This window comes from Escherichia sp. WS1368, from assembly GCF_046487485.1.
In the GTDB taxonomy this organism is placed as follows: Bacteria; Pseudomonadota; Gammaproteobacteria; order Enterobacterales; family Enterobacteriaceae; genus Escherichia; species Escherichia coli.
The window spans coordinates 37,003-58,180 of the sequence record NZ_JBJQJI010000007.1 but is presented as its reverse complement, the minus strand read 5'-3'; the positions used below and the strand labels follow the sequence as shown (position 1 = coordinate 58,180).

Sequence of the window (21,178 nt, the reverse complement as noted above, 5' to 3'; positions counted from 1 at the left end):
CCGGATATATACGGTGTAAAGAGTGATGATAATTTCTAAAAAACAGCTTATTGGGGTGGTAGCGATCGGTATTATTTTAGCTGGCGTTGTCTTTTTTATCTGGTGGGTAAGCACAGGAAGATTTATACAGACGACGGATGATGCTTACATTGGTGGTAATATCACCACGGTGGCAAGTAAAGTTTCTGGTTATATTTCTGCTATAGAGGTGCGCGATAATCAGAGCGTAAAAAAAGGCGATATTATCCTGCGTCTCGATGATCGGGATTATCGTGCAAATGTCGCCAGGCTTGAGGCAAAAATAAAAAGTAGCAAAGCCAATCTCGAAAGCATTCAAGCCACTATTGCGATGCAGCAGTCGATAATTCAAAGTGCCAGTGAAACATGGCAGGCAGTAAAACATGAGGAGCAAAAGCGCCTGCGAGATACTGAACGTTATGAAAAACTCGCACAATCAGCGGCAATATCGCAACAAATTATTGATAACGCCAGGTTTGACTACCAGCAGGTCGCAGCAAAGGAGCGCAAAGCCGCGAACGATTTCCTGGTGGAGAAGCAACGGCTGGCAGTTTTATCTGCTCAGGAAGAAAACGTACGTGCGAGTATCGAAGAAGTTCAGGCCGCTTTGACTCAGGCACTACTGGATCTGGAATATACCCTTGTTCGTGCGCCGATTGATGGCATTGTCGCAAACCGCAGCGCCCATACAGGCAGTTGGGTGGAAGGCGGCACATCGTTAGTTTCACTTGTACCAGTCAGTGAGTTGTGGGTTGATGCAAATTATAAAGAAAACCAAATAGCGGGAATGAAGCCAGGAATGAAGGCTGAGATCCGTGCTGATATTCTCAAAGGGGAAGTGTTTCACGGTCACATTGAAAGCCTTTCCCCAGCGACAGGAGCCAGTTTCAGCTTGATTCCGATAGAAAATGCCACTGGCAATTTCACCAAAATTGTTCAGCGTGTCCCGGTACGGATTGCATTTGACGACGCAAAGGAATTAAAGCAACTTCTTCGCCCGGGACTGTCCGTCACCGTCAGTGTTGATGAGAGATGATGTCTATGCGTAAACATATTGCTTTCGCCAGTATGTGTATGGGATTATTTATTGCTCAGCTTGATATTCAAATTGTATCGTCATCCCTAAATGAAATAGGTGGTGGTCTGTCCGCAGGTAAAGACGAAATGGCCTGGCTTCAGACCAGCTATTTAATTGCTGAGATTATTGTTATTCAGCTCTCTGGGTGGCTGTCACGGGTATTTTCCACTCGTTGGCTTTTTACTCTATCCGCGGGAATATTTACTTTAATGAGTATCGCGTGTGGACTTGCATGGAATATTCAGATCATGATTTTGTTTCGTGCTTTACAGGGAGCGGCTGGCGCATCCATGATCCCTTTAGTTTTCACGACGGCGTTTATTTATTACCAGGGTAAAGAGTTGGGGTTGGCTGCTGCGGTAGTCAGTGCGCTGGCCTCACTGTCACCGACGCTAGGGCCAACTCTGGGGGGCTGGATCACTGATAACCTCGACTGGCGATGGCTATTTTATATCAATATATTACCTGGCATATATTTAGTTTTGAGTATTCCTTTTCTGGTTAATTTTGATAAACCTGATCTCTCTTTACTGAAAGTTGCTGATTATCCGAGTATTATCCTGTTGGCCATGACACTGGGATGTCTGGAATATACTCTTGAAGAAGGAGCGCGCTGGGGATGGCTGGATGATAATACTATTTTGCTGACATCAGTTCTGGCATTGGTGAGTTTTATTTTATTTGCTGCGCGTACACTTACAATATCCAATCCGATAATGGATCTTCATGCTTTTAAGGATAAAAATTTCACGCTGGGATGTTTTTTTTCTTTTTCTGGAGGGGTTGGGATATTCTCTACTGTATATTTAATACCTGTGTTTTTGGGGCAGGTTCGCGGATTAAATGCCGAAGAGATAGGTTTTGCCGTTTGCACAACAGGTATTTTCCAGTTATTTTCTGTTCCCTTTTACTTCTGGTTAAGTAAAAAAATAAATCTGCGATGGCTGTTGATGGCGGGGCTGGGTGGATTTGTGTTTTCAATGTATCTTTTTACCCCTATAACCCACGAATGGGGATGGCAGGAGTTACTGTTTCCACAGGCAATTAGAGGGATTTCGCAGCAGTTTGCGATGGCCCCCATCGTAACATTAACGCTGGGAGGAATTCCAAAAGAACGGCTGAAGTTAGCCTCTGGTGTATTTAATTTAACACGTAATCTTGGGGGCGCGATTGGTATTGCCCTGTGTGGCTCTATTCTCAATAATCGAACTAATTTTCATTTTTCGAGAATGGGTGAAAAAATGGTTTCTGTTCCCCATACGGTGAATGACTTCATTTCCAGAAGTGCTTTGTTTTTTGATCGCAGTGGAAGTGACCAGACATCGGAAATACTGGCTTCAACCAAATTATTGAGTCAATTGATGCTGAGGGAGGCGCAAACTATGGCATTTTCGGATACCTTTCTGCTAATCAGTGGTCTGTTATTTATCGCATTTTTGTTGGTTCCTGCTATGAATAAATCATCCTGATCGGAGCCTGTGCTGAATTAAACTCGGGCTAAACTGTTCGATACTGCTAACAGGCTAGTATAAAATGCCCCGCCTGCGCAGATACTCACAGGTATGAAGTAGAGTATTGTTTCAATCTGTGAAGGGAACGATGCAGTAAGTATGAACAATTAACCCGTCTGAATCACGACGTGTGAAGGTGCATAGGAGGTTACATGAACCTTGACGACAAATCGCTGTTTCTTGACGCCATGGAAGATGTCCAGCCGCTGAAACGTGCTACAGATGTCCACTGGCATCCAACGCGTAACCAACGTGCGCCGCAGCGTATCGACACGCTGCAACTTGATAATTTCCTCACCACCGGATTTCTCGACATCATCCCGCTAAGTCAGCCGCTGGAGTTTCGGCGGGAAGGGTTGCAACATGGGGTGCTGGATAAGCTGCGCAGTGGTAAATATCCGCAACAGGCGAGCCTGAATCTTTTGCGCCAGCCGGTGGAAGAGTGCCGCAAAATGGTGTTCAGTTTCATTCAACAAGCCCTGGCGGATGGTTTGCGTAATGTGCTGATTATTCATGGTAAAGGGCGGGAAGATAAATCGCATGCCAATATTGTCCGCAGCTATGTGGCGCGCTGGTTGACCGAATTTGATGATGTCCAGGCATATTGTACCGCGCTACCGCATCATGGCGGCAGCGGGGCGTGTTACGTCGCACTACGTAAAACGGCACAGGCAAAGCAAGAAAACTGGGAGCGCCACGCTAAGCGCAGTCGTTGATCTCGAGACGCATCCGCGGCTTATGCCGCCAGCACGCGGTTGCGTCCATCATTTTTCGCCCGATACAAAGCATCATCAACGCGTTTAAACAGTTCATCGATGCTTTCATTTCCTTCGTGATGCGCCACACCAATGCTGACGGTAAAGCGTGGTAAGCCCGAAATACTCACTTTTGCCACGCTTACGCGGATAGTTTCAGCCAGCGAAAGCGCGGTATCCAGTGGGGTTCTTGGTAGCAATAAGACAAACTCTTCGCCTCCCCAACGAAACACCAAATCGCCTTTGCGAGCGCAACTTTCGAGAGTGCGGGCGAGGGTGCATAACACCTCATCACCTTTAGAATGCCCATAGAGATCGTTAATGTGTTTAAAACGATCGGTGTCGATGAGCAATAAGCTGTAATCCTGAGCGATGGCGAGGTGCTGCATTTGGCCTGGCTCGGTAATGTGATAAAACTGTCGCCGATTCAGTAATCCGGTCATCGCGTCATGGTGGGCAGCATGTTCCAGCTGCTCCTCCAGCCGTTTTTGCTCAGTAATATCATGCACAATACATAACATGAGCTTGTCGCCATAAATTTCAATCGGACCGGCATAGGTCTGCACATGACGAGTCGAACCATCCGCCAGTTTATGAACAAAATTCAAAGGCTTATGGCCACCGGGTAAATGCGAAATTTCATGCATGATAGGCATGACGCGTCGCCCGAGCATATTTATTTCCCAGGTATGTTTCTGGCACATCGTTTCATGGTTATAGCCATAGAAATTGAGCGCGGCGAGGTTAGCATCAACGATTTGGCCATCTCGTGAGGGGTCAATCAACAACATTGGTGCAGAGTTAGTCAGAAAAAAGCGCGCATAAAAACCTTGTTTTTTGCGCTGATAATTTGCCGAGCGACTGGCTTTTAAACCCAGCGTTGCCGGTGCTTCGATACCTTCGAAAATAATCACCGGTTCTGCTTCTGTCAGCTTTCGCAAAACAAGCCGACAACTCAATGCTGTTTCCTCTTCATTGCGCTGAACGGTGAGGATTTCGATAATATCGTGTTGGTTTTGCAGATCGGAGAGGTATTTCGGCAGTTCTTTTTGTGAGGAGACGGAATAGGGACCGGTTCGTAGCTGACTAAACGTGAGGTCTTGCATCAACAGTCGCGCCGCGCTGTTGGCATAAATTAACTGTTCCTCAAAGGGCGAAACGATCCAGACAGGACTGGTGAGTAAGTCCAGGGTATTGAAGTTGTGCGTAATCATTGAGATCCCGTTATTTTTATCAATTTTTGTTGCTATCCGATCGCAAAAAAGCCACGTCATATGATCAGATAATTCTGATAATGATAGACGCTATTTAACACTTCACACGGTTTGTATATGGAAAAGCATTTTGCTTTTTGTATTCAATTTAGACAGAATTTTATTAATCATTTCAGGGTAATGGGGTGATGAGATGTTGCGTAACAGGGCCAGAAGGCTAGACTACAAAATAATGCGTTGATGATGGAGGCACTGTGGAAGCGATTAAGGGATCGGACGTTAATGTCCCGGATGCAGTATTTGCCTGGATGCTGGATGGTAGAGGCGGCGTTAAACCGCTGGAAAATACAGATGTGATTGATGAAGCGCATCCCTGCTGGCTCCACCTTAATTATGTACACCATGATAGCGCCCAATGGCTGGCGACAACACCGCTGCTTCCCAATAACGTACGTGATGCGCTGGCGGGCGAGAGCACACGGCCCCGAGTCAGCCGTCTCGGTGAAGGCACGCTGATTACATTGCGCTGTATAAACGGCAGCACCGATGAACGCCCCGATCAACTGGTCGCCATGCGTGTATATATGGACGGGCGGTTAATTGTTTCGACCCGACAACGCAAAGTGCTGGCGCTGGACGATGTGGTAAGCGATCTGGAAGAGGGCACGGGTCCGACCGATTGCGGGGGATGGCTGGTGGATGTATGTGATGCGTTGACCGATCATTCCAGCGAATTTATCGAGCAGCTGCACGATAAAATTATCGACCTTGAAGATAATCTCCTTGATCAGCAAATTCCACCGCGTGGATTCCTGGCTCTGCTGCGCAAACAATTAATTGTGATGCGTCGCTATATGGCACCGCAACGTGATGTTTATGCTCGTCTTGCCAGTGAACGTTTGCCGTGGATGAGCGATGACCAACGCCGTCGTATGCAGGATATTGCCGATCGCCTTGGGCGCGGGCTTGACGAAATCGACGCCTGTATAGCACGGACTGGCGTGATGGCGGATGAAATCGCTCAGGTGATGCAGGAAAATTTAGCGCGTCGTACCTATACAATGTCGTTGATGGCAATGGTCTTTTTACCCAGTACCTTTCTGACCGGGTTATTTGGCGTCAACCTTGGTGGGATCCCAGGCGGCGGGTGGCAATTCGGATTTTCAATTTTTTGTATTCTGTTAGTTGTTCTTATTGGTGGTGTTGCTTTATGGTTGCATCGTAGTAAATGGTTGTAACAAAAGCAATTTTCCCGGATGTCTGTATACAAAAACGCCGCAAAGTTTGAGCGAAGTCAATAAACTCTCTACCCATTCAGGGCAATATCTCTCTTGCAGGTGAATGCAACGTCAAGCGATGGGCGTTGCGCTCCATATTGTCTTACTTCCTTTTTTGAATTACTGCATAGCACAATTGATTCGTACGACGCCGACTTTGATGAGTCGGCTTTTTTTTGCCTGTTATTTATCAGCGTCTACCCTTTAAGAGTCCACCCAATGACCGGAGGGAAATATGACGACACTTATTTATTTGCAAATTCCTGTCCCTGAACCGATTCCTGGCGATCCTGTTCCAGTGCCCGATCCGATCCCTCGTCCGCAACCCATGCCTGACCCACCACCCGATGAAGAACCGATTAAATTGTCGCATCGTGAGCGTAGATCTGCGAGGATACGCGCCTGCTAACTTTGCGTCGATGACCACGAGAATAGATTGTGACCGCTTTTTCTACCCTGAATGTTTTGCCTCCCGCCCAACTCACGAACCTTAATGAGTTGGGTTATTTAACTATGACGCCGGTGCAGGCCGCCGCGCTTCCGGCGATCCTTGCCGGAAAAGATGTTCGCGTGCAGGCGAAAACCGGCAGCGGCAAAACGGCGGCTTTTGGCCTCGGCTTGTTACAGCAAATTGATGCGTCGCTATTTCAAACCCAGGCTTTAGTGCTGTGTCCTACGCGTGAACTGGCGGATCAGGTGGCAGGTGAATTGCGTCGGTTGGCGCGTTTTCTGCCAAATACCAAAATTTTGACGTTGTGCGGTGGTCAACCGTTCGGTATGCAGCGTGATTCGTTGCAACATGCGCCGCATATTATCGTGGCAACGCCGGGCCGTTTGTTGGATCATCTGCAAAAAGGCACGGTATCACTGGATGCGTTGAATACGCTGGTGATGGATGAGGCCGACCGCATGCTGGATATGGGATTTAGCGACGCCATTGATGATGTCATCCGTTTTGCGCCAGCATCTCGACAGACGCTTCTGTTTTCGGCAACCTGGCCGGAAGCCATCGCCGCAATCAGCGGACGAGTGCAACGCGATCCTTTAGCGATTGAAATTGACTCAACAGATGCTCTGCCACCTATTGAACAACAATTTTATGAGACATCCAGCAAAGGCAAAATTCCGTTGTTGCAACGGTTATTAAGTTTGCATCAGCCATCCTCTTGCGTGGTGTTTTGCAATACCAAAAAAGATTGCCAGGCTGTCTGCGACGCGCTGAATGAAGTAGGGCAAAGTGCATTGTCGTTACACGGCGATCTGGAGCAACGTGATCGCGATCAGACCCTGGTACGTTTTGCTAACGGTAGCGCCCGTGTACTGGTTGCGACTGATGTTGCTGCGCGAGGTCTGGATATTAAATCGCTTGAGCTGGTGGTGAACTTTGAGCTGGCGTGGGATCCTGAAGTTCATGTGCATCGCATCGGTCGTACAGCGCGTGCAGGAAATAGCGGTCTGGCGATCAGTTTCTGTGCCCCGGAAGAAGCACAGCGGGCCAATATCATTTCTGACATGTTGCAGATAAAACTTAACTGGCAAACGCCGCCAGTTAATAGTTCTATTGTGCCGCTGGAAACCGAAATGGCAACGTTATGTATCGATGGCGGGAAAAAAGCCAAAATGCGCCCGGGTGATGTATTAGGTGCGCTGACAGGAGATATCGGGCTTGATGGCGCAGATATTGGCAAAATCGCCGTGCATCCGGCGCATGTCTATGTCGCGGTGCGTCAGGCTGTTGCTCATAAAGCATGGAAACAGTTACAGGGCGGGAGGATTAAAGGAAAAACGTGCCGGGTGCGGTTATTAAAATAATGAAATGTTGAATTGCCGGGTGCAAGAGTAAACATCTTCTTCGGCATTGCCGGATGTGTCGCTGACCGCGTCTTATCCGGCCTCCATAAGAGTAGCCCGATACGCTTACGCATCGGGCGCTATCCGGGTTATTTCACTTCAACCACATTCAGCCGTAACTCATCCAACTGATTTTCATCTTCTTCAGGCTGCCAACCTGCCGGTTGTAGAGGGATCTCTTCGCGATCAAACGCCAGATCACCCCCGTTAACCACTTCAGAACCGTGGGTAATGCCTTTGAAATCGAACAGGTTGGTATCGCACAGATGCGACGGCACCACATTCTGCATCGCGCTGAACATCGTCTCGATACGCCCCGGATAACGTTTATCCCAGTCACGCAACATGTCAGCAATCACCTGACGTTGCAGGTTAGGCTGTGAACCGCACAGGTTGCACGGAATAATCGGGAACGCTTTTGCATCGGCAAAGCGCTGAATATCTTTCTCGCGGCAGTAGGCCAGCGGGCGAATCACGATATGTTTGCCATCATCGCTCATCAGTTTCGGAGGCATACCTTTCATCTTGCCGCCGTAGAACATATTTAAGAACAACGTTTGCAGGATATCGTCACGATGGTGACCCAGCGCGATCTTCGTCGCTCCCAGTTCCGTTGCGGTACGATAAAGGATACCGCGACGAAGACGAGAACACAGTGAGCAAGTGGTTTTGCCCTCCGGAATCTTCTCTTTCACGATACCGTAAGTGTTCTCTTCAACAATCTTGTACTCAACGCCCAGCTTTTCAAGATACTCGGGCAGAACGTGTTCCGGGAAGCCCGGTTGCTTTTGATCGAGGTTAACAGCCACCAGCGAAAAATTGATTGGCGCGCTTTGCTGCAAATTGCGCAGAATTTCCAGCATGGTATAGCTGTCTTTACCCCCGGAGAGGCAAACCATGATGCGATCGCCTTCTTCAATCATATTGAAGTCAGCAATGGCTTCGCCCACGTTACGACGCAGACGTTTTTGTAATTTGTTCAGGTTGTATTGTTCTTTCTTACTAATTTCTTGATTTTGCGACATTTAAAAGCGACTCAATTCGTTATATGGCATCAGAAGAGTATGCGTCATGCCGGAACGCCCAGCATAAGAAATCTGATATAAAAACTGTGGCGTGTATGGTACGGATTAGAGGGGAAAATGTCAGCACATTTGCGAAATGAATCAAAAAGCCCGCAGCAATGTGCGGGCGTTAGTGTCAGCGCACAACCAGCACGGAGCACTCTGCGTGACGCACGACAGCTGCGGCGTTGGAACCGAGCAGATAAGTGGTGATATCCGGTCGATGGGAAGCAATGATGATCATATGAGCGGGGATCTTCTTCGCCAATTCCAGAATGCGGTCTTTGGGCGAGCCTTCCTCAACATGGACATGCACTCTGTCGGTTGGCAGTTTAAATTTTTTAATGATCTCTTCCAGTTGCGATTTGGCTTCCGCTTTCAGGTCATCCATTGCCGGTAATTCTGCGGAATACGCTAAACCCAGAGAGGCATAGTAGGGCAGTGAAGGTATTACCGTCAGGAAATGAACCTCTGCATCATCAATCTTTGCCTCTGCCTCAACGTGGCTAATCACGCGTTGAGTTAATTCTGAATCGGAAATATCGATAGGGACAAGAATCGTTCTGTTCATAAAACCTCCTGTTTTAGTATCCGCATAAAGTGTAACGCCAGATGACACTTTTTGTGTAATGACGAAGTTCACATTTTTAATTTAGATCAAAGGAGGAAGAATAAGCAGAAAAAGCCCGCCATAACAGCGGGCAGGAGGATTTAGAACTGATAAACCAGACCTAAAGCGACAATATCATCGGTAGAGATGCCGTTGGCAGCGTAGAAGCTGTCATCTTCATCCAACAGGTTGATTTTATAGTCAACGTAGGTGGACATATTTTTGTTGAAATAGTAAGTCGCGCCAACATCGGCGTATTTAACCAGATCTTTATCATCAACACCTGCCGGGTTGTCTGCACCACCGGCAGCGTGCAGGTCACGGCCTTTAGACATCAGGAAAGAGACTGCCGGACGCAGACCAAAATCAAACTGGTACTGTGCAGTAACTTCAAAGTTCTGGGTTTTGTTAGCAACAGCATAATCGCTGTCGCCAAACGGGGTCATATTACGCGTTTCTGAATACATGGTTGCCAGGTAAATATTGTTAGCATCGTATTTTAGCCCAGCAGTCCACGCGTCTGCTTTATCACCACCCGCCGCAGTATGGTTAACCTGGTCATTGGTGCGGTCAGAAGAGGTGTATGCCGCACCAGCGCTAAAGCCCATGCCTAAATCATATGTTGTGGAAAGACCCCAGCCGTCACCGTTTTCATGGCGAACATCACGTCCGTTGTTGGTGCCTTCCTGACCATTACTGGCACCTTCGTTGTTACCTTGATACTGCACCGCGAAGTTCAGACCATTTACCAGACCGAAGAAATCAGTATTACGATAAGTCGCGACGCCATTGGCACGACCAGTCATAAAGTTGTCTGCATTGGTATAAGAGTCACCGCCAAATTCAGGCAGCATATCGGTCCAGCCTTCGATGTCGTACATTACGCCATAATTACGTCCGTAATCGAAAGAACCGTAATCTGCAAATTTCAATCCGGCAAATGCCAGACGGGTCCATGACTGGTTTTTTGAAGATTCAGTGTTGTTTGCCTGAATATTGTATTCCCATTGACCGTAGCCAGTAAGTTGATCGTTAATTTGGGTTTCGCCTTTAAAACCCAGACGCGCATAGCTCTGGTCGCCATCTTTCGCTGAATTATCAGAAAAATAATGTAGTCCATCAACTTTGCCATACAGATCTAATTTGTTGCCGTCTTTATTATAAACTTCGGCTGCATGTGCAGCACCTGCGGCGAGCAGGGTAGGAATTAAAAATGCCAGTACTTTGCTTTTCATTGAATAAATCCTTTAGTTATTTTATTTGCCTTTTCATCCCCATTTTGGGGAGTGAAAACATCCTAAAGGAGAAGTTCCGTTAGCCGATAAATATCATTTGTTACGCCTTAAGTAAAACCTTAATCAAATAATTCTACGGAAATGATGATAAGTTTGGTGAATATATTATTGGCGACATATACAAAATAAAAATTATACATTTAAATAGTGATGCGTTATTCTTCGCGGGTTATATGCCTTTATTGTCACAAAGATTATTTTCTGTTGGACCCTTGTTACTGTTTATCCAACAAATAATGAGACAAGCCCGAACAGTCGTCCGGGCTTTTTTTTAGAATTGGATAATCCTTATCCAGTGCATTTAATCGGTGTTGCTTTTTTCCGCTTTTCCGGCCATTTGTGCCAGGAAGTCATAGCGTTTTTGCAAATCAGCTGCAGCATCTTTCCATAACTGTTCTGCCACTTCTGGCTGCTGCGAATTCAGACGACGGAAACGTTGCTCATGAAGTAACGTTTCTTCCAGTGCTTCTGACGGCGGGCGTGAATCCAGCGCCAGCGGCAGTTTGCCTTCATCGGCACGACGAGGATCGAAGCGATATAGCGGCCAGAAGCCGGTAGCAGTGAGTTGGCGCATCTGGTCGTGGCTGAGAGCCAGATCGTAACCATGCTCTTCACACGGGCTATAAGCGATGATCAGCGATGGTCCCGGATACGCTTCCGCTTCCTGAATTGCTTTCACCGTCTGGTTCAGCTGCGCGCCGAGAGAAATCTGCGCCACATAAACATGGCCGTACATCATCATACTGACGCCAAGATCTTTACGCGCTTTACGTTTGCCGTGCTCGCCAAACTTAGTTACTGCACCCAGCGGTGTCGCTTTTGACGCCTGACCACCGGTATTGGAATAGCATTGCGTATCCAGCACCAGAATGTTGACGTTTTCCGTCAAACTCAATACATGATCCAGACCGCCAAAGCCGATATCGTAAGCCCAGCCGTCACCACCAATCAGCCAGATTGATTTTTCCACCAGTGCATCTGCATCACGTAGCAGTTCATGTGCTTCGGCAACATCGTTGAGTTGCTGGCGTAAAGCTGCGACCTGTTCTCGACGAATCTCTGGCGTGGCGTCTGATTTCAACGCAGTCAGTAATTCTGCCGGGATTTTATCGGCAAATTGATCGAGCAGACGCAGCACTCGGACACGGTGTTGATCGACCGTCAGGCGGAAACCAAGGCCAAATTCGGCGTTATCTTCAAACAGCGAGTTCGCCCATGCCGGCCCGCGACCGTTGGTATCGGTGGTATACGGTGTAGAGGGCAGGTTACCGCCGTATATTGAAGAACAGCCAGTGGCATTAGCGATCAACATCCGGTCGCCATACAGCTGAGTCAGCAATTTAATATACGGCGTCTCGCCACAACCGGAGCAAGCACCTGAATATTCAAACAGCGGTGTAATCAGCTGCGATGTACGAATATCAATACGTTCCAGTTTGCTACGGTCGATTTCTGGGAGGTTGAGGAAGAAATCGTAATTGATTTTCTCTTCTTCGACATGTTCCAGGCGCGACATCATATTGATAGCTTTAATCTCTGGATTCTGACGGTCTTTCGCCGGGCAAACTTCGACGCACAGGTTACAGCCGGTGCAATCTTCCGGTGCCACCTGCAAGACATATTTCTGCCCGCGCATATCACGCGATTTCACATCCAGCGAATGCAGGCTGGCAGGGGCGTTTTCCATCGCTTCAGGCGGTACCACTTTTGCGCGAATAGCTGAGTGTGGGCAAGCGGCGACGCAGTGGTTACATTGGGTACAGAGTTCCTCTTTCCAGATGGGGATCTCTTCGGCGATATTGCGTTTTTCCCAGCGTGTGGTGCCCATCGGCCAGGTGCCGTCTGGCGGCAGCGCCGAAACGGGGAGGGCATCACCAAGCCCGGCGAGCATCGCCGCGGTAACGGTTTTCACGAAATCAGGAGCGGCATCGGAAACCACAGGCGGTCGATTGGCGCTGTGCGGATTAACCGGCTGCAACGGAACTTCTTCTACGGATTCACGCGCCAGTGCCAGAGCCTGCCAGTTGCGTTCCACCAGATCCTGGCCTTTGCTACTGTAACTTTTGGCAATCGCACCCTGCAATTCTGCGAGGGCGCTATCGCCAGGCAGAATTTGCGTCAGATGGAAAAAAGCCATCTGCATGACGGTATTAATACGGGCCGCCAGGCCACATTCGCGGGCGATTTTCGCTGCGTTAATCACATAGAAGCGCGCTGTTTTCTGGTTTAGCACGGCCTGAACTTCCTGCGGCAAGCGCGACCACACTTCATCTGCGCTGTACGGCGTGTTGAGCAGGAAAATGCCGCCAGGTTTTAAACGCTCAACCATCTGATATTTGTCGATAAACTGCAACTGGTGGCAGCCAACAAAATCAGCCTGGGAAATGAGATAAGCGGAACGAATCGGCTGTTCGCTCACGCGAAGGTGAGAAACTGTCAGGCCGCCCGCCTTTTTGGAGTCGTAAACAAAATAGCCCTGTGCGTACCACGGCGTGGAATTACCGATAATCTTGATATTGTTTTTGGTCGCGGAAACGCTGCCATCACTACCAAGGCCATAAAACAAGGCTTCCAGTTTCGCCGAGTTTGGCAGGGTGTTTTCCGGCAACGGCAGTGACAGATTGGTCACATCATCGTAAATACCAACCGTAAAGCGCGCTTTCGGTTTAGCCGCGTTGAGCTCGGCAAATACCGCCAGTACACAGTCCGGGCCAAATTCTTTGGATGAAAGACCATAGCGCCCACCAATGACACGGGGCAGAGTTTCGCGCTCGCCATTATTAAAGGCTTCTGCCAGTGCGGTCATTACATCCAGATAGAGCGGTTCTGCCTGGGCACCGGGTTCTTTGGTTCTGTCCAGTACCGCCACGCTGCGTACGGATCCCGGCAGAGCTTGTAGCAAGTGTTTGGCGGAGAAGGGACGGTACAGGCGAACTTTCAGCACGCCGACTTTTTCGCCACGGGTTAGCAATTCATCAACCACTTCTTCACAGGTGCCAATGGCAGAGCCCATCAGGATAATCACCCGTTCCGCTTGCGGATGCCCGTAATACTCAAACGGCTGATACTGACGACCTGTCGCGGCAGCGAAATCATTCATCGCCTGTTCAACATGGTCGTAAACTGCGTTGTACCACGGGTTGGTGGCTTCACGTGACTGGAAGTAGGTGTCCGGGTTAGCAGAGGTACCGCGAATCACCGGATGCTCCGGATTCAGCCCGCGGGCGCGGTGGGCATCAATTTCTGTCTGCGGTATCAGTTCAAGAATCGTGTCATCGGCCAGCGGGACAATTTTATTGATTTCGTGGGACGTGCGGAAACCATCAAAGAAATGAATAAATGGCACGCGGCTCTTCAGCGTCGCGATGTGCGAAATGAGAGCAAAGTCTTGCGCTTCCTGGACGTTTGCCGCACACAACATCGCGCAACCCGTCTGGCGCACCGCCATAACGTCGGAATGATCGCCAAAAATAGAGAGTGCATGTGTGGCAACGGTACGTGCCGCTACATGCAGGACAAACGGTGTGAGTTCGCCTGCCAGTTTGTACAGCGTCGGGATCATCAGCAGCAAACCCTGCGATGACGTAAACGATGTTGAAAGAGCACCCGTCTGCAAAGCGCCATGCACGGTAGCGATAGCCCCCGCTTCCGACTGCATTTCAACCACGCGTGGTGTGTCTCCCCAAACGTTTTTCAAGCCGTTTCCGGCCCAGGCATCAGCCTGTTCTGCCATCGTGGAACTGGGGGTAATAGGGTAGATGGCGATAACTTCACTGGTGCGAAACGCCACCGAAGCAACCGCGCCATTACCGTCAATAGTAATCATATGACACCCTTACATTGCGCAAATGAGGGGCGCACGAAATTGCTGCGCGCCCAGTAGTAATCCTTCAATTTTAGCAAATGGCTTTCTTCTGCATTTTCGCTTTTGTGTCCCCCACATCAGCGTAATGAATGTTTTGATCAAACAGAGGGCAAAAAAATAGCCATAAAAAAGTAAAAATGCGGGGCAACGCGCAGGACAGCTCTCGACGTCGCCCTCTGTGCTGCCTATTATTTATGGCGGTGTCGTTTGGCTTGAAGATCAGAGGAAGAAAAGATGCGAGCAGCGTTTTGGGTAGGGTGTGCCGCTTTATTGTTGTCGGCGTGTAGTAGTGAACCTGTTCAGCAGGCGACTGCGGCGCACGTAGCGCCAGGTTTAAAAGCGTCGATGTCCAGTAGTGGAGAAGCAAATTGTGCAATGATCGGCGGTTCGCTTTCTGTTGCCCGTCAACTGGATGGTACGGCGATTGGGATGTGTGCATTACCCAACGGCAAACGCTGTAGCGAACAGTCACTTGCCGCCGGGAGCTGTGGCAGCTATTAATTCATTAAATCCGCTAGCTTATAAGTTAATGTCTGTTTCGCGGTCGCCAGCGTTAACTGGTTCGCGGTCAGATCCACTTGTGCACCTTCTTTCAGCATTTCGCTAATGGTGTTATCGAGTTCATTAAGCTGCGGGTTAGCGCACATCATACGGGTCATTGCCAGCCCTTTGGCTGTCAGTTTACCATTAGACAGTTTGCCTTCACCGCTAAAGCGGTTACACATGCTGCCGGAAATCATCATTTTTTCACCAAAGCTGATTTCTGGCGGATTTTTATCGCTGGTCACGGGCTTACCGTTTACGCTTTCCAGCACAAAGCGATGATGCTGTAGCTGTTCTGGGGTTACAGCAATTTTGTCATTACTTACACATCCCGCCATCAGCAGGCTTAGCGCAACAAACGCGGCTACTTTCTTCATTGTGGTTCTCAATTACAGTTTCTGACTCAGGACTATTTTAAGAATAGAGGATGAAAGGTCATTGGGGATTATCTGAATCAGCTCCCCTGGAATGCAGGGGAGCGGCAAGATTAAACCAGTTCGTTCGGGCAGGTTTCGCCTTTTTCCAGATTGCTTAAGTTTTGCAGCGTAGTCTGAGAAATACTGGTCAGAGCTTCTGCTGTCAGGAATGCCTGATGCCCGGTAAACAGCACGTTGTGGCAGGCAGACAGGCGACGGAATACGTCATCCTGAATTACGTCGTTGGATTTATCTTCAAAGAACAGATCGCGTTCGTTCTCATACACGTCCATACCCAACGAACCAATTTTCTGATTTTTCAGCGCTTCAATTGCTGCCTGAGAATCAATCAATGCACCGCGACTGGTATTGACGATCATCACGCCATTTTTCATCTGATCGAAGGCGGCTTCGTTCAACAGATGGTAGTTTTCCGGTGTCAGCGGGCAGTGCAGAGAGATAACGTCTGATTCAGAGAACAGGGTTGGCAGATCGACATACTCCACACCGAGTTCCAGTGCCGCCGCACTTGGATACGGATCGAACGCCAGCAGACGCATACCAAAACCTTTCAGAATGCGCAGCATCGCCACACCGATTTTACCGGTACCGATAACGCCTGCCGTTTTGCCATACATAGTAAAGCCGGTCAGACCTTCCAGAGAGAAGTTGGCGTCACGAGTACGCTGATACGCGCGATGAATACGGCGGTTCAGCGTCATCATCATACCGATGGCGTGTTCAGCAACGGCTTCTGGATCATAGGCTGGAACACGGACTACTTTCAGCCCCAGTTCTTTTGCCGCGTCAAGGTCGACGTTATTAAAACCGGCACAGCGCAGGGCGATATATTTAACGCCGTGCTTTTTCAGCTCTTCCAGCACCGGGCGGCTGCCGTCATCGTTTACGAAAATACATACCGCTTCGCAGCCATTGGCGGTTTTAGCGGTTTTTTCCGTCAGCAGAAAGTCAAAAAATTCCAGCTCAAAGCCAAAGGACTCGTTCACCTGTTGCAGGTACTTCTTGTCGTACTGTTTTGTGCTATAAACGGCGAGTTTCATAAGACTTTCTCCAGTGATGTTGAATCACATTTAAGCTACTAAAAATATTTTACAAAATTTCAAATATAATTGAAAGCTATGGCGATATTGAAAAATTCATCAACAACTATGCTTAGTGTAGGCGCAACCTTCAACTGAACGGTTAAACATGCCACAATACCCGTATTGAATGCTTAATTTTTCGCCAAATCAGGATATTAACTACCCATGCTGGGTAAATATAAAGCCGTTCTCGCGCTGTTATTACTGATTATTCTTGTGCCGTTGACGCTGCTGATGACGCTCGGCTTGTGGGTTCCCACGCTGGCGGGCATCTGGCTACCGCTCGGGACACGTATTGCATTAGATGAAAGCCCACGCATTACGCGTAAAGGTTTAATCATTCCCGATCTCCGTTATCTGGTGGGAGATTGTCAGCTTGCGCATATCACCAACGCCAGCCTTTCACATCCCAGCCGCTGGTTATTGAACGTCGGCACGGTAGAATTTGATTCTGCTTGTCTGGCGAAATTGCCGCAGACGGAGCAATCGCTTGCCGCTCCAAAAACCCTCGCGCAGTGGCAGGCCATGTTGCCTAACACCTGGATCAATATCGATAAACTGATTTTTTCTCCCTGGCAGGAGTGGCAGGGAAAACTCTCTCTCGCATTAACCTCCGATATCCAGCAACTGCGTTATCAGGGCGAAAAAGTTAAATTTCAAGGCCAGCTGAAAGGGCAACAACTTACAGTCAGCGAACTGGATGTCGTCGCGTTTGAAAATCAGCCGCCGGTAAAACTGGTGGGGGAATTTACTATGCCGCTAGTGCCGGATGGACTTCCTGTAAGTGGTCATGCTACTGCGACGTTAAACTTGTCGCAGGAGCCTTCACTGGTGGATGCCGAGCTGGACTGGCAGGAAAATAGCGGGCAATTGATTGTGGTGGCACGGGATAACGGCGATCCGTTGCTCGATCTGCCGTGGCAAATTACTCGTCAACAATTGACCGTAAGCGATGGTCGCTGGAGCTGGCCGTATGCAGGTTTTCCTTTGAGTGGCCGACTGGGTGTTAAAGTCGACAACTGGCAGGCAGGGCTTGAGAACGCTCTGGTCAGCGGACGACTGAGTGTGCTGACCCAGGGGCAAGCGGGTAAGGGCAACGCGGTGCTTAATTTTGGCCCAGGAAAATTAAGCATGGATAACAGCCAGCTGCCTCTGCAACTGACCGGTGAAGCGAAACAGGCGGACCTCATTTTATATGCCCGTTTACCTGCGCAGCTAAGCGGAAGTCTGACTGACCCAACGTTGGCCTTTGAGCCAGGTGCGTTATTACGTTCGAAGGGAAGAGTCATCGATTCGCTGGACATCGATGAAATCCGCTGGCCTTTAGCGGGTGTAAAAGTCACCCAACGTGGTGTTGACGGACGTTTGCAGGCCATTTTGCAGGCGCATGAAAATGAACTGGGCGATTTCGTGCTGCATATGGATGGACTGGCGAATGATTTTCTCCCTGACGCTGGCCGCTGGCAGTGGCGCTACTGGGGAAAAGGCAGTTTTACACCGATGAATGCCACCTGGGATGTCGCAGGAAAGGGTGAGTGGCATGACAGCACGATTACGCTGACCGATCTCTCCACCGGTTTCGACCAGTTACAATACGGTACGATGACGGTAGAAAAGCCGCGATTAATTCTCGACAAGCCCGTCGTCTGGGTACGTGACGCACAGCATCCCTCCTTCAGCGGCGCGCTGTCACTGGACGCCGGGCAAACGCTGTTCACTGGCGGCAGTGTGTTACCGCCATCAACGTTAAAATTTAGCGTCGATGGACGCGATCCGACGTATTTCCTCTTTAAAGGCGATTTACATGCTGGTGAGATTGGCCCGGTTCGGGTAAATGGTCGCTGGGACGGTATTCGTCTGCGCGGTAACGCCTGGTGGCCTAAACAATCACTGACCGTATTCCAGCCGCTGGTGCCACCCGACTGGAAGATGAACTTACGCGATGGCGAACTGTATGCTCAGGTCGCATTTTCTGCTGCGCCTGAACAAGGATTCCGCGCGGGAGGGCACGGTGTGTTGAAAGGCGGTAGTGCCTGGATGCCAGATAATCAGGTTAACGGTGTCGATTTTGTCCTGCCTTTCCGTTTTGCCGATGGAGCCTGGCATCTGGGGACTCGCGGCCCCGTTACGTTGCGAATTGCCGAAGTGATTAATCTGGTGACAGCGAAAAATATTACGGCTGATTTGCAAGGGCGCTATCCGTGGACAGAAGAAGAACCATTGCTGTTGACTGATGTTAGCGTCGATGTGTTAGGCGGTAACGTGGTGATGAAACAATTACGTATGCCGCAACATGACCCGGCGCTGTTGCGGCTGAATAATCTCTCATCCAGCGAACTGGTTAGCGCCGTCAATCCGAAACAATTCGCCATGTCCGGGGCATTTAGTGGTGCATTGCCGTTATGGCTAAACAACGAAAAATGGATAGTGAAAGATGGCTGGCTGGCAAATAGCGGGCCAATGACCTTGCGGCTGGATAAAGACACCGCAGATGCGGTGGTGAAAGACAATATGACTGCGGGTTCAGCAATTAACTGGTTGCGCTATATGGAAATTAGCCGTTCATCGACAAATATTAATTTAGATAATCTCGGTTTATTAACCATGCAGGCCAACATTACAGGTACCAGTCGCGTTGATGGTAAAAGCGGTACGGTAAACCTTAATTACCATCATGAAGAGAATATTTTTACGCTGTGGCGCAGTTTACGCTTTGGCGATAATCTCCAGGCATGGTTGGAGCAGAACGCACGTCTGCCGGGAAATGACTGTCCGCAAGGAAAAAAGTGTGAGGAAAAACAATGAAAATTTTACTGGCTGCGTTGACGTCATCTTTTATGCTGGTTGGCTGTACGCCTCGCATTGAAGTCGCTGCACCTAAGGAACCGATCACTATCAATATGAACGTTAAAATTGAGCATGAGATCATCATCAAGGCAGACAAAGATGTCGAAGAGCTGCTTGAAACTCGTAGCGATCTTTTCTGAGGCGATGATGAAGAAAACATTACTTCTTTGTGCGTTTCTTGTTGGGCTGGTAAGCAGCAATGTAATGGCATTGACTCTGGATGAAGCCAGAACTCAGGGGCGGGTAGGTGAAACATTTTATGGTTATCTGGTTGCGCTGAAAACAGATGCTGAAACAGAGAAATTAGTAAACGACATTAATGCCGAACGTAAAGCGAGTTACCAACAACTGGCAAAGCAAAATAATGTCTCGGTAGATGATATCGCGAAACTCGCCGGGCAAAAGCTCGTAGCTCGGGCTAAACCGGGGGAATATGTACAAGGGATAAACGGTAAATGGGTGCGAAAATTTTAATAGCAAAACCGCAATATCGGGATAACGCTACAGGAGAAGGCGATTATTCTATTTTCCGGAAACAAGGTGAATATTCAAAAATTCCTGTCAAATTGCCTTTCGCCCTGAAAAATGCATAGTCAAATATCTGTTTTAACTAATTCGCGTTGCTGTACATGCAACGCGAATTAGTTAGCGGAATTTACGTCGATACTCGCCTGGCGTCATCCCAAAGCGTTGCTTAAATACCGTTGAAAAATGACTCTGATCGGAAAATCCCCAATGAAAGCCAATACCTGCCAGTTTTTCATCATCTGCGGCATGGCGAATCGCATCAGCACAAAAATCGAGACGACGGTTACGAATATATTGCGCGACCACCAAACCTTTATCGGCAAACATTCGGTACAAACTACGTACTGACATACCTGTCTCTCCGGCTATCCACTCCGGGCGTAATATCTCTTCGCGAATATTATCGTCTATCAACGTAACCACTTTTTGAAACTGACGTTCACGGCGAGGTTGAACAGATTCCCGCTGATGAAGTACCGGGCGAAGCAGACACACCATCGCCTGTAGCGCAGCTTCACTTTCTGTTTCAGAAAGTGCCGGGTTATTCATGCTCTCCTGCAACAGGCGATGACTGAGTTGCACCATAGGTAAGTCAGCGTCCAGTCTTTCTGCGCAGACAGGTTTTTGATGGGGAAAATATTGTTCCAGCAGAGTGCGTGGTAAAAGTAATGAAATCTGTTTAGAAGACTCCTGCCAGTAAAGCGAACAGGGGCGTGAGGCATCGAGTAACGTAATATCGCCAGCGCCAATCTGCACCTGACGCTCATCCTGCTCCATTATTGCCTGACCACTAAGCTGAAAAACGGTGTAAAACCAGGCATCGTCGCTGCCTTTTACTTCCTGCCAGGTGCGGGATAAATTCACCCCGCTGGTTGTCACGGTACTCAGCTTTAGTCCTTTGGCAAAATGCGTGTCCAGTACACCCGTGTAACGCTCAGTCAGCAGGCGTCCGGTAAAATTTCCGCATACCTGATTGATTTGGGAAAGCCATTGCTGAAACTCATTATCCACTGCGGGGTTCATGGCACGTTTTCGCTCTGTGAAATGTATTTTTATTGTTGCATTTGTGTTGCAATAAACGAAGCTAATGAGCCTGACTATAGGAAATAAGTCTTGTCAGGCATAGAGACATAAGCGGTTACTGTCACGATTTGCGGAGCTTGTCACAGCTGACAAAGCGAATGTCACAGCGAAAAAAGTGAC

The 21,178-nt window shown here is 48.8% G+C and carries 18 protein-coding genes and 1 pseudogene; 11 read left to right on the top strand and 8 right to left on the bottom strand.

What is annotated here, in order from left to right:
* The first annotated feature begins 25 nt into the window (after positions 1-25).
* From ACJHYD_RS14480 to smrA, 3 genes and pseudogenes are all read left to right on the top strand, one after another.
* Positions 26-1,054 carry an HlyD family secretion protein gene (locus ACJHYD_RS14480; protein ID WP_001551032.1) on the top strand — a complete coding sequence of 343 codons (1,029 nt, stop codon included), beginning with the start codon at positions 26-28 and terminating at the stop codon, positions 1,052-1,054.
* A pseudogene (locus ACJHYD_RS14475) lies at positions 1,051-2,506 on the top strand (DHA2 family efflux MFS transporter permease subunit). Before ACJHYD_RS14480 ends, ACJHYD_RS14475 begins: the two are co-directional and overlap by 4 nt.
* 253 nt (positions 2,507-2,759) lie before the next feature.
* A complete protein-coding gene (gene smrA / locus ACJHYD_RS14470) occupies positions 2,760-3,323 on the top strand; it encodes a DNA endonuclease SmrA (protein ID WP_001046832.1) in 564 nt (187 codons plus the stop codon).
* 20 nt (positions 3,324-3,343) lie between these two features.
* Here smrA and dgcM read toward each other — a convergent pair whose 3' ends face one another.
* Positions 3,344-4,576 carry a diguanylate cyclase DgcM gene (dgcM, locus tag ACJHYD_RS14465; RefSeq protein ID WP_001314661.1) on the bottom strand — a complete coding sequence of 411 codons (1,233 nt, stop codon included), beginning with the start codon at positions 4,574-4,576 and terminating at the stop codon, positions 3,344-3,346.
* Positions 4,577-4,769: 193 nt separating this feature from the next.
* Between dgcM and ydaN the strand changes: the two genes are divergently transcribed.
* The 4 genes from ydaN to dbpA all read left to right on the top strand — a co-directional run bounded on the left by ydaN (position 4,770) and on the right by dbpA (position 7,665).
* Entirely contained in the window at positions 4,770-4,817 is a 48-nt protein-coding gene (gene ydaN / locus ACJHYD_RS14460) for a protein YnaN (RefSeq protein WP_211180494.1), read from the top strand.
* A 13-nt stretch (positions 4,818-4,830) separates the two neighbouring features.
* Complete coding sequence (zntB, locus tag ACJHYD_RS14455; protein ID WP_000387388.1) at positions 4,831-5,814, top strand: zinc transporter ZntB; 984 nt, start codon at positions 4,831-4,833, stop codon at positions 5,812-5,814.
* Positions 5,815-6,088: 274 nt separating this feature from the next.
* Positions 6,089-6,262 (top strand): protein YnaL, encoded by a 174-nt coding sequence (gene ynaL / locus ACJHYD_RS14450; protein WP_001296046.1) that lies wholly within the window; start codon positions 6,089-6,091, stop codon positions 6,260-6,262.
* Positions 6,263-6,291: 29 nt separating this feature from the next.
* Entirely contained in the window at positions 6,292-7,665 is a 1,374-nt protein-coding gene (gene dbpA / locus ACJHYD_RS14445; RefSeq protein ID WP_001551034.1) for an ATP-dependent RNA helicase DbpA, read from the top strand.
* Between the two features lie 128 nt (positions 7,666-7,793).
* Here dbpA and ttcA read toward each other — a convergent pair whose 3' ends face one another.
* From ttcA to nifJ, 4 genes are all read right to left on the bottom strand, one after another.
* The gene (gene ttcA / locus ACJHYD_RS14440; protein WP_000081418.1) at positions 7,794-8,729 is read right to left on the bottom strand and encodes a tRNA 2-thiocytidine(32) synthetase TtcA; all 936 of its coding nucleotides are present in this window, start codon (positions 8,727-8,729) and stop codon (positions 7,794-7,796) included.
* A gap of 175 nt (positions 8,730-8,904) precedes the next feature.
* Positions 8,905-9,339 carry a universal stress protein UspF gene (uspF, locus tag ACJHYD_RS14435; protein WP_001295593.1) on the bottom strand — a complete coding sequence of 145 codons (435 nt, stop codon included), beginning with the start codon at positions 9,337-9,339 and terminating at the stop codon, positions 8,905-8,907.
* 140 nt (positions 9,340-9,479) lie between these two features.
* Positions 9,480-10,613: a porin OmpN gene (ompN, locus tag ACJHYD_RS14430; protein ID WP_000837902.1), complete on the bottom strand. Its 1,134-nt coding sequence runs from the start codon at positions 10,611-10,613 to the stop codon at positions 9,480-9,482.
* Positions 10,614-10,974: 361 nt separating this feature from the next.
* On the bottom strand, positions 10,975-14,499 hold the full coding sequence (gene nifJ, locus ACJHYD_RS14425) for a pyruvate:ferredoxin (flavodoxin) oxidoreductase (RefSeq protein ID WP_109553688.1): 3,525 nt from the start codon (positions 14,497-14,499) through the stop codon (positions 10,975-10,977).
* 273 nt (positions 14,500-14,772) lie between these two features.
* Between nifJ and ACJHYD_RS14420 the strand changes: the two genes are divergently transcribed.
* Positions 14,773-15,039, top strand: a complete 267-nt coding sequence (locus ACJHYD_RS14420) for a DUF333 domain-containing protein (protein ID WP_001295715.1) — start codon at positions 14,773-14,775, stop codon at positions 15,037-15,039.
* On the opposite strand, the gene hslJ is transcribed toward ACJHYD_RS14420, so the two are convergent.
* Positions 15,036-15,458 (bottom strand): heat shock protein HslJ, encoded by a 423-nt coding sequence (gene hslJ / locus ACJHYD_RS14415; protein WP_001523197.1) that lies wholly within the window; start codon positions 15,456-15,458, stop codon positions 15,036-15,038. The genes ACJHYD_RS14420 and hslJ overlap by 4 nt on opposite strands.
* A 110-nt stretch (positions 15,459-15,568) precedes the next feature.
* Complete coding sequence (ldhA, locus tag ACJHYD_RS14410) at positions 15,569-16,558, bottom strand: D-lactate dehydrogenase (RefSeq protein ID WP_000762229.1); 990 nt, start codon at positions 16,556-16,558, stop codon at positions 15,569-15,571.
* Between the two features lie 207 nt (positions 16,559-16,765).
* Between ldhA and ACJHYD_RS14405 the strand changes: the two genes are divergently transcribed.
* Genes ACJHYD_RS14405 through ACJHYD_RS14395 form a run of 3 tightly spaced genes read left to right on the top strand, consistent with a single transcriptional unit; the run spans position 16,766 to position 19,921 of the window.
* Entirely contained in the window at positions 16,766-19,405 is a 2,640-nt protein-coding gene (locus tag ACJHYD_RS14405) for a YdbH family protein (RefSeq protein ID WP_069903888.1), read from the top strand.
* On the top strand, positions 19,402-19,587 hold the full coding sequence (locus tag ACJHYD_RS14400; RefSeq protein WP_000698145.1) for a YnbE family lipoprotein: 186 nt from the start codon (positions 19,402-19,404) through the stop codon (positions 19,585-19,587). Before ACJHYD_RS14405 ends, ACJHYD_RS14400 begins: the two co-directional genes overlap by 4 nt.
* A gap of 7 nt (positions 19,588-19,594) precedes the next feature.
* Positions 19,595-19,921: a YdbL family protein gene (locus tag ACJHYD_RS14395; protein ID WP_001306533.1), complete on the top strand. Its 327-nt coding sequence runs from the start codon at positions 19,595-19,597 to the stop codon at positions 19,919-19,921.
* A gap of 171 nt (positions 19,922-20,092) precedes the next feature.
* Here the strand turns inward: ACJHYD_RS14395 and feaR are convergent, their stop codons facing one another.
* Complete coding sequence (gene feaR / locus ACJHYD_RS14390) at positions 20,093-20,998, bottom strand: transcriptional regulator FeaR (RefSeq protein WP_001067519.1); 906 nt, start codon at positions 20,996-20,998, stop codon at positions 20,093-20,095.
* Positions 20,999-21,178: the final 180 nt, after the last annotated feature.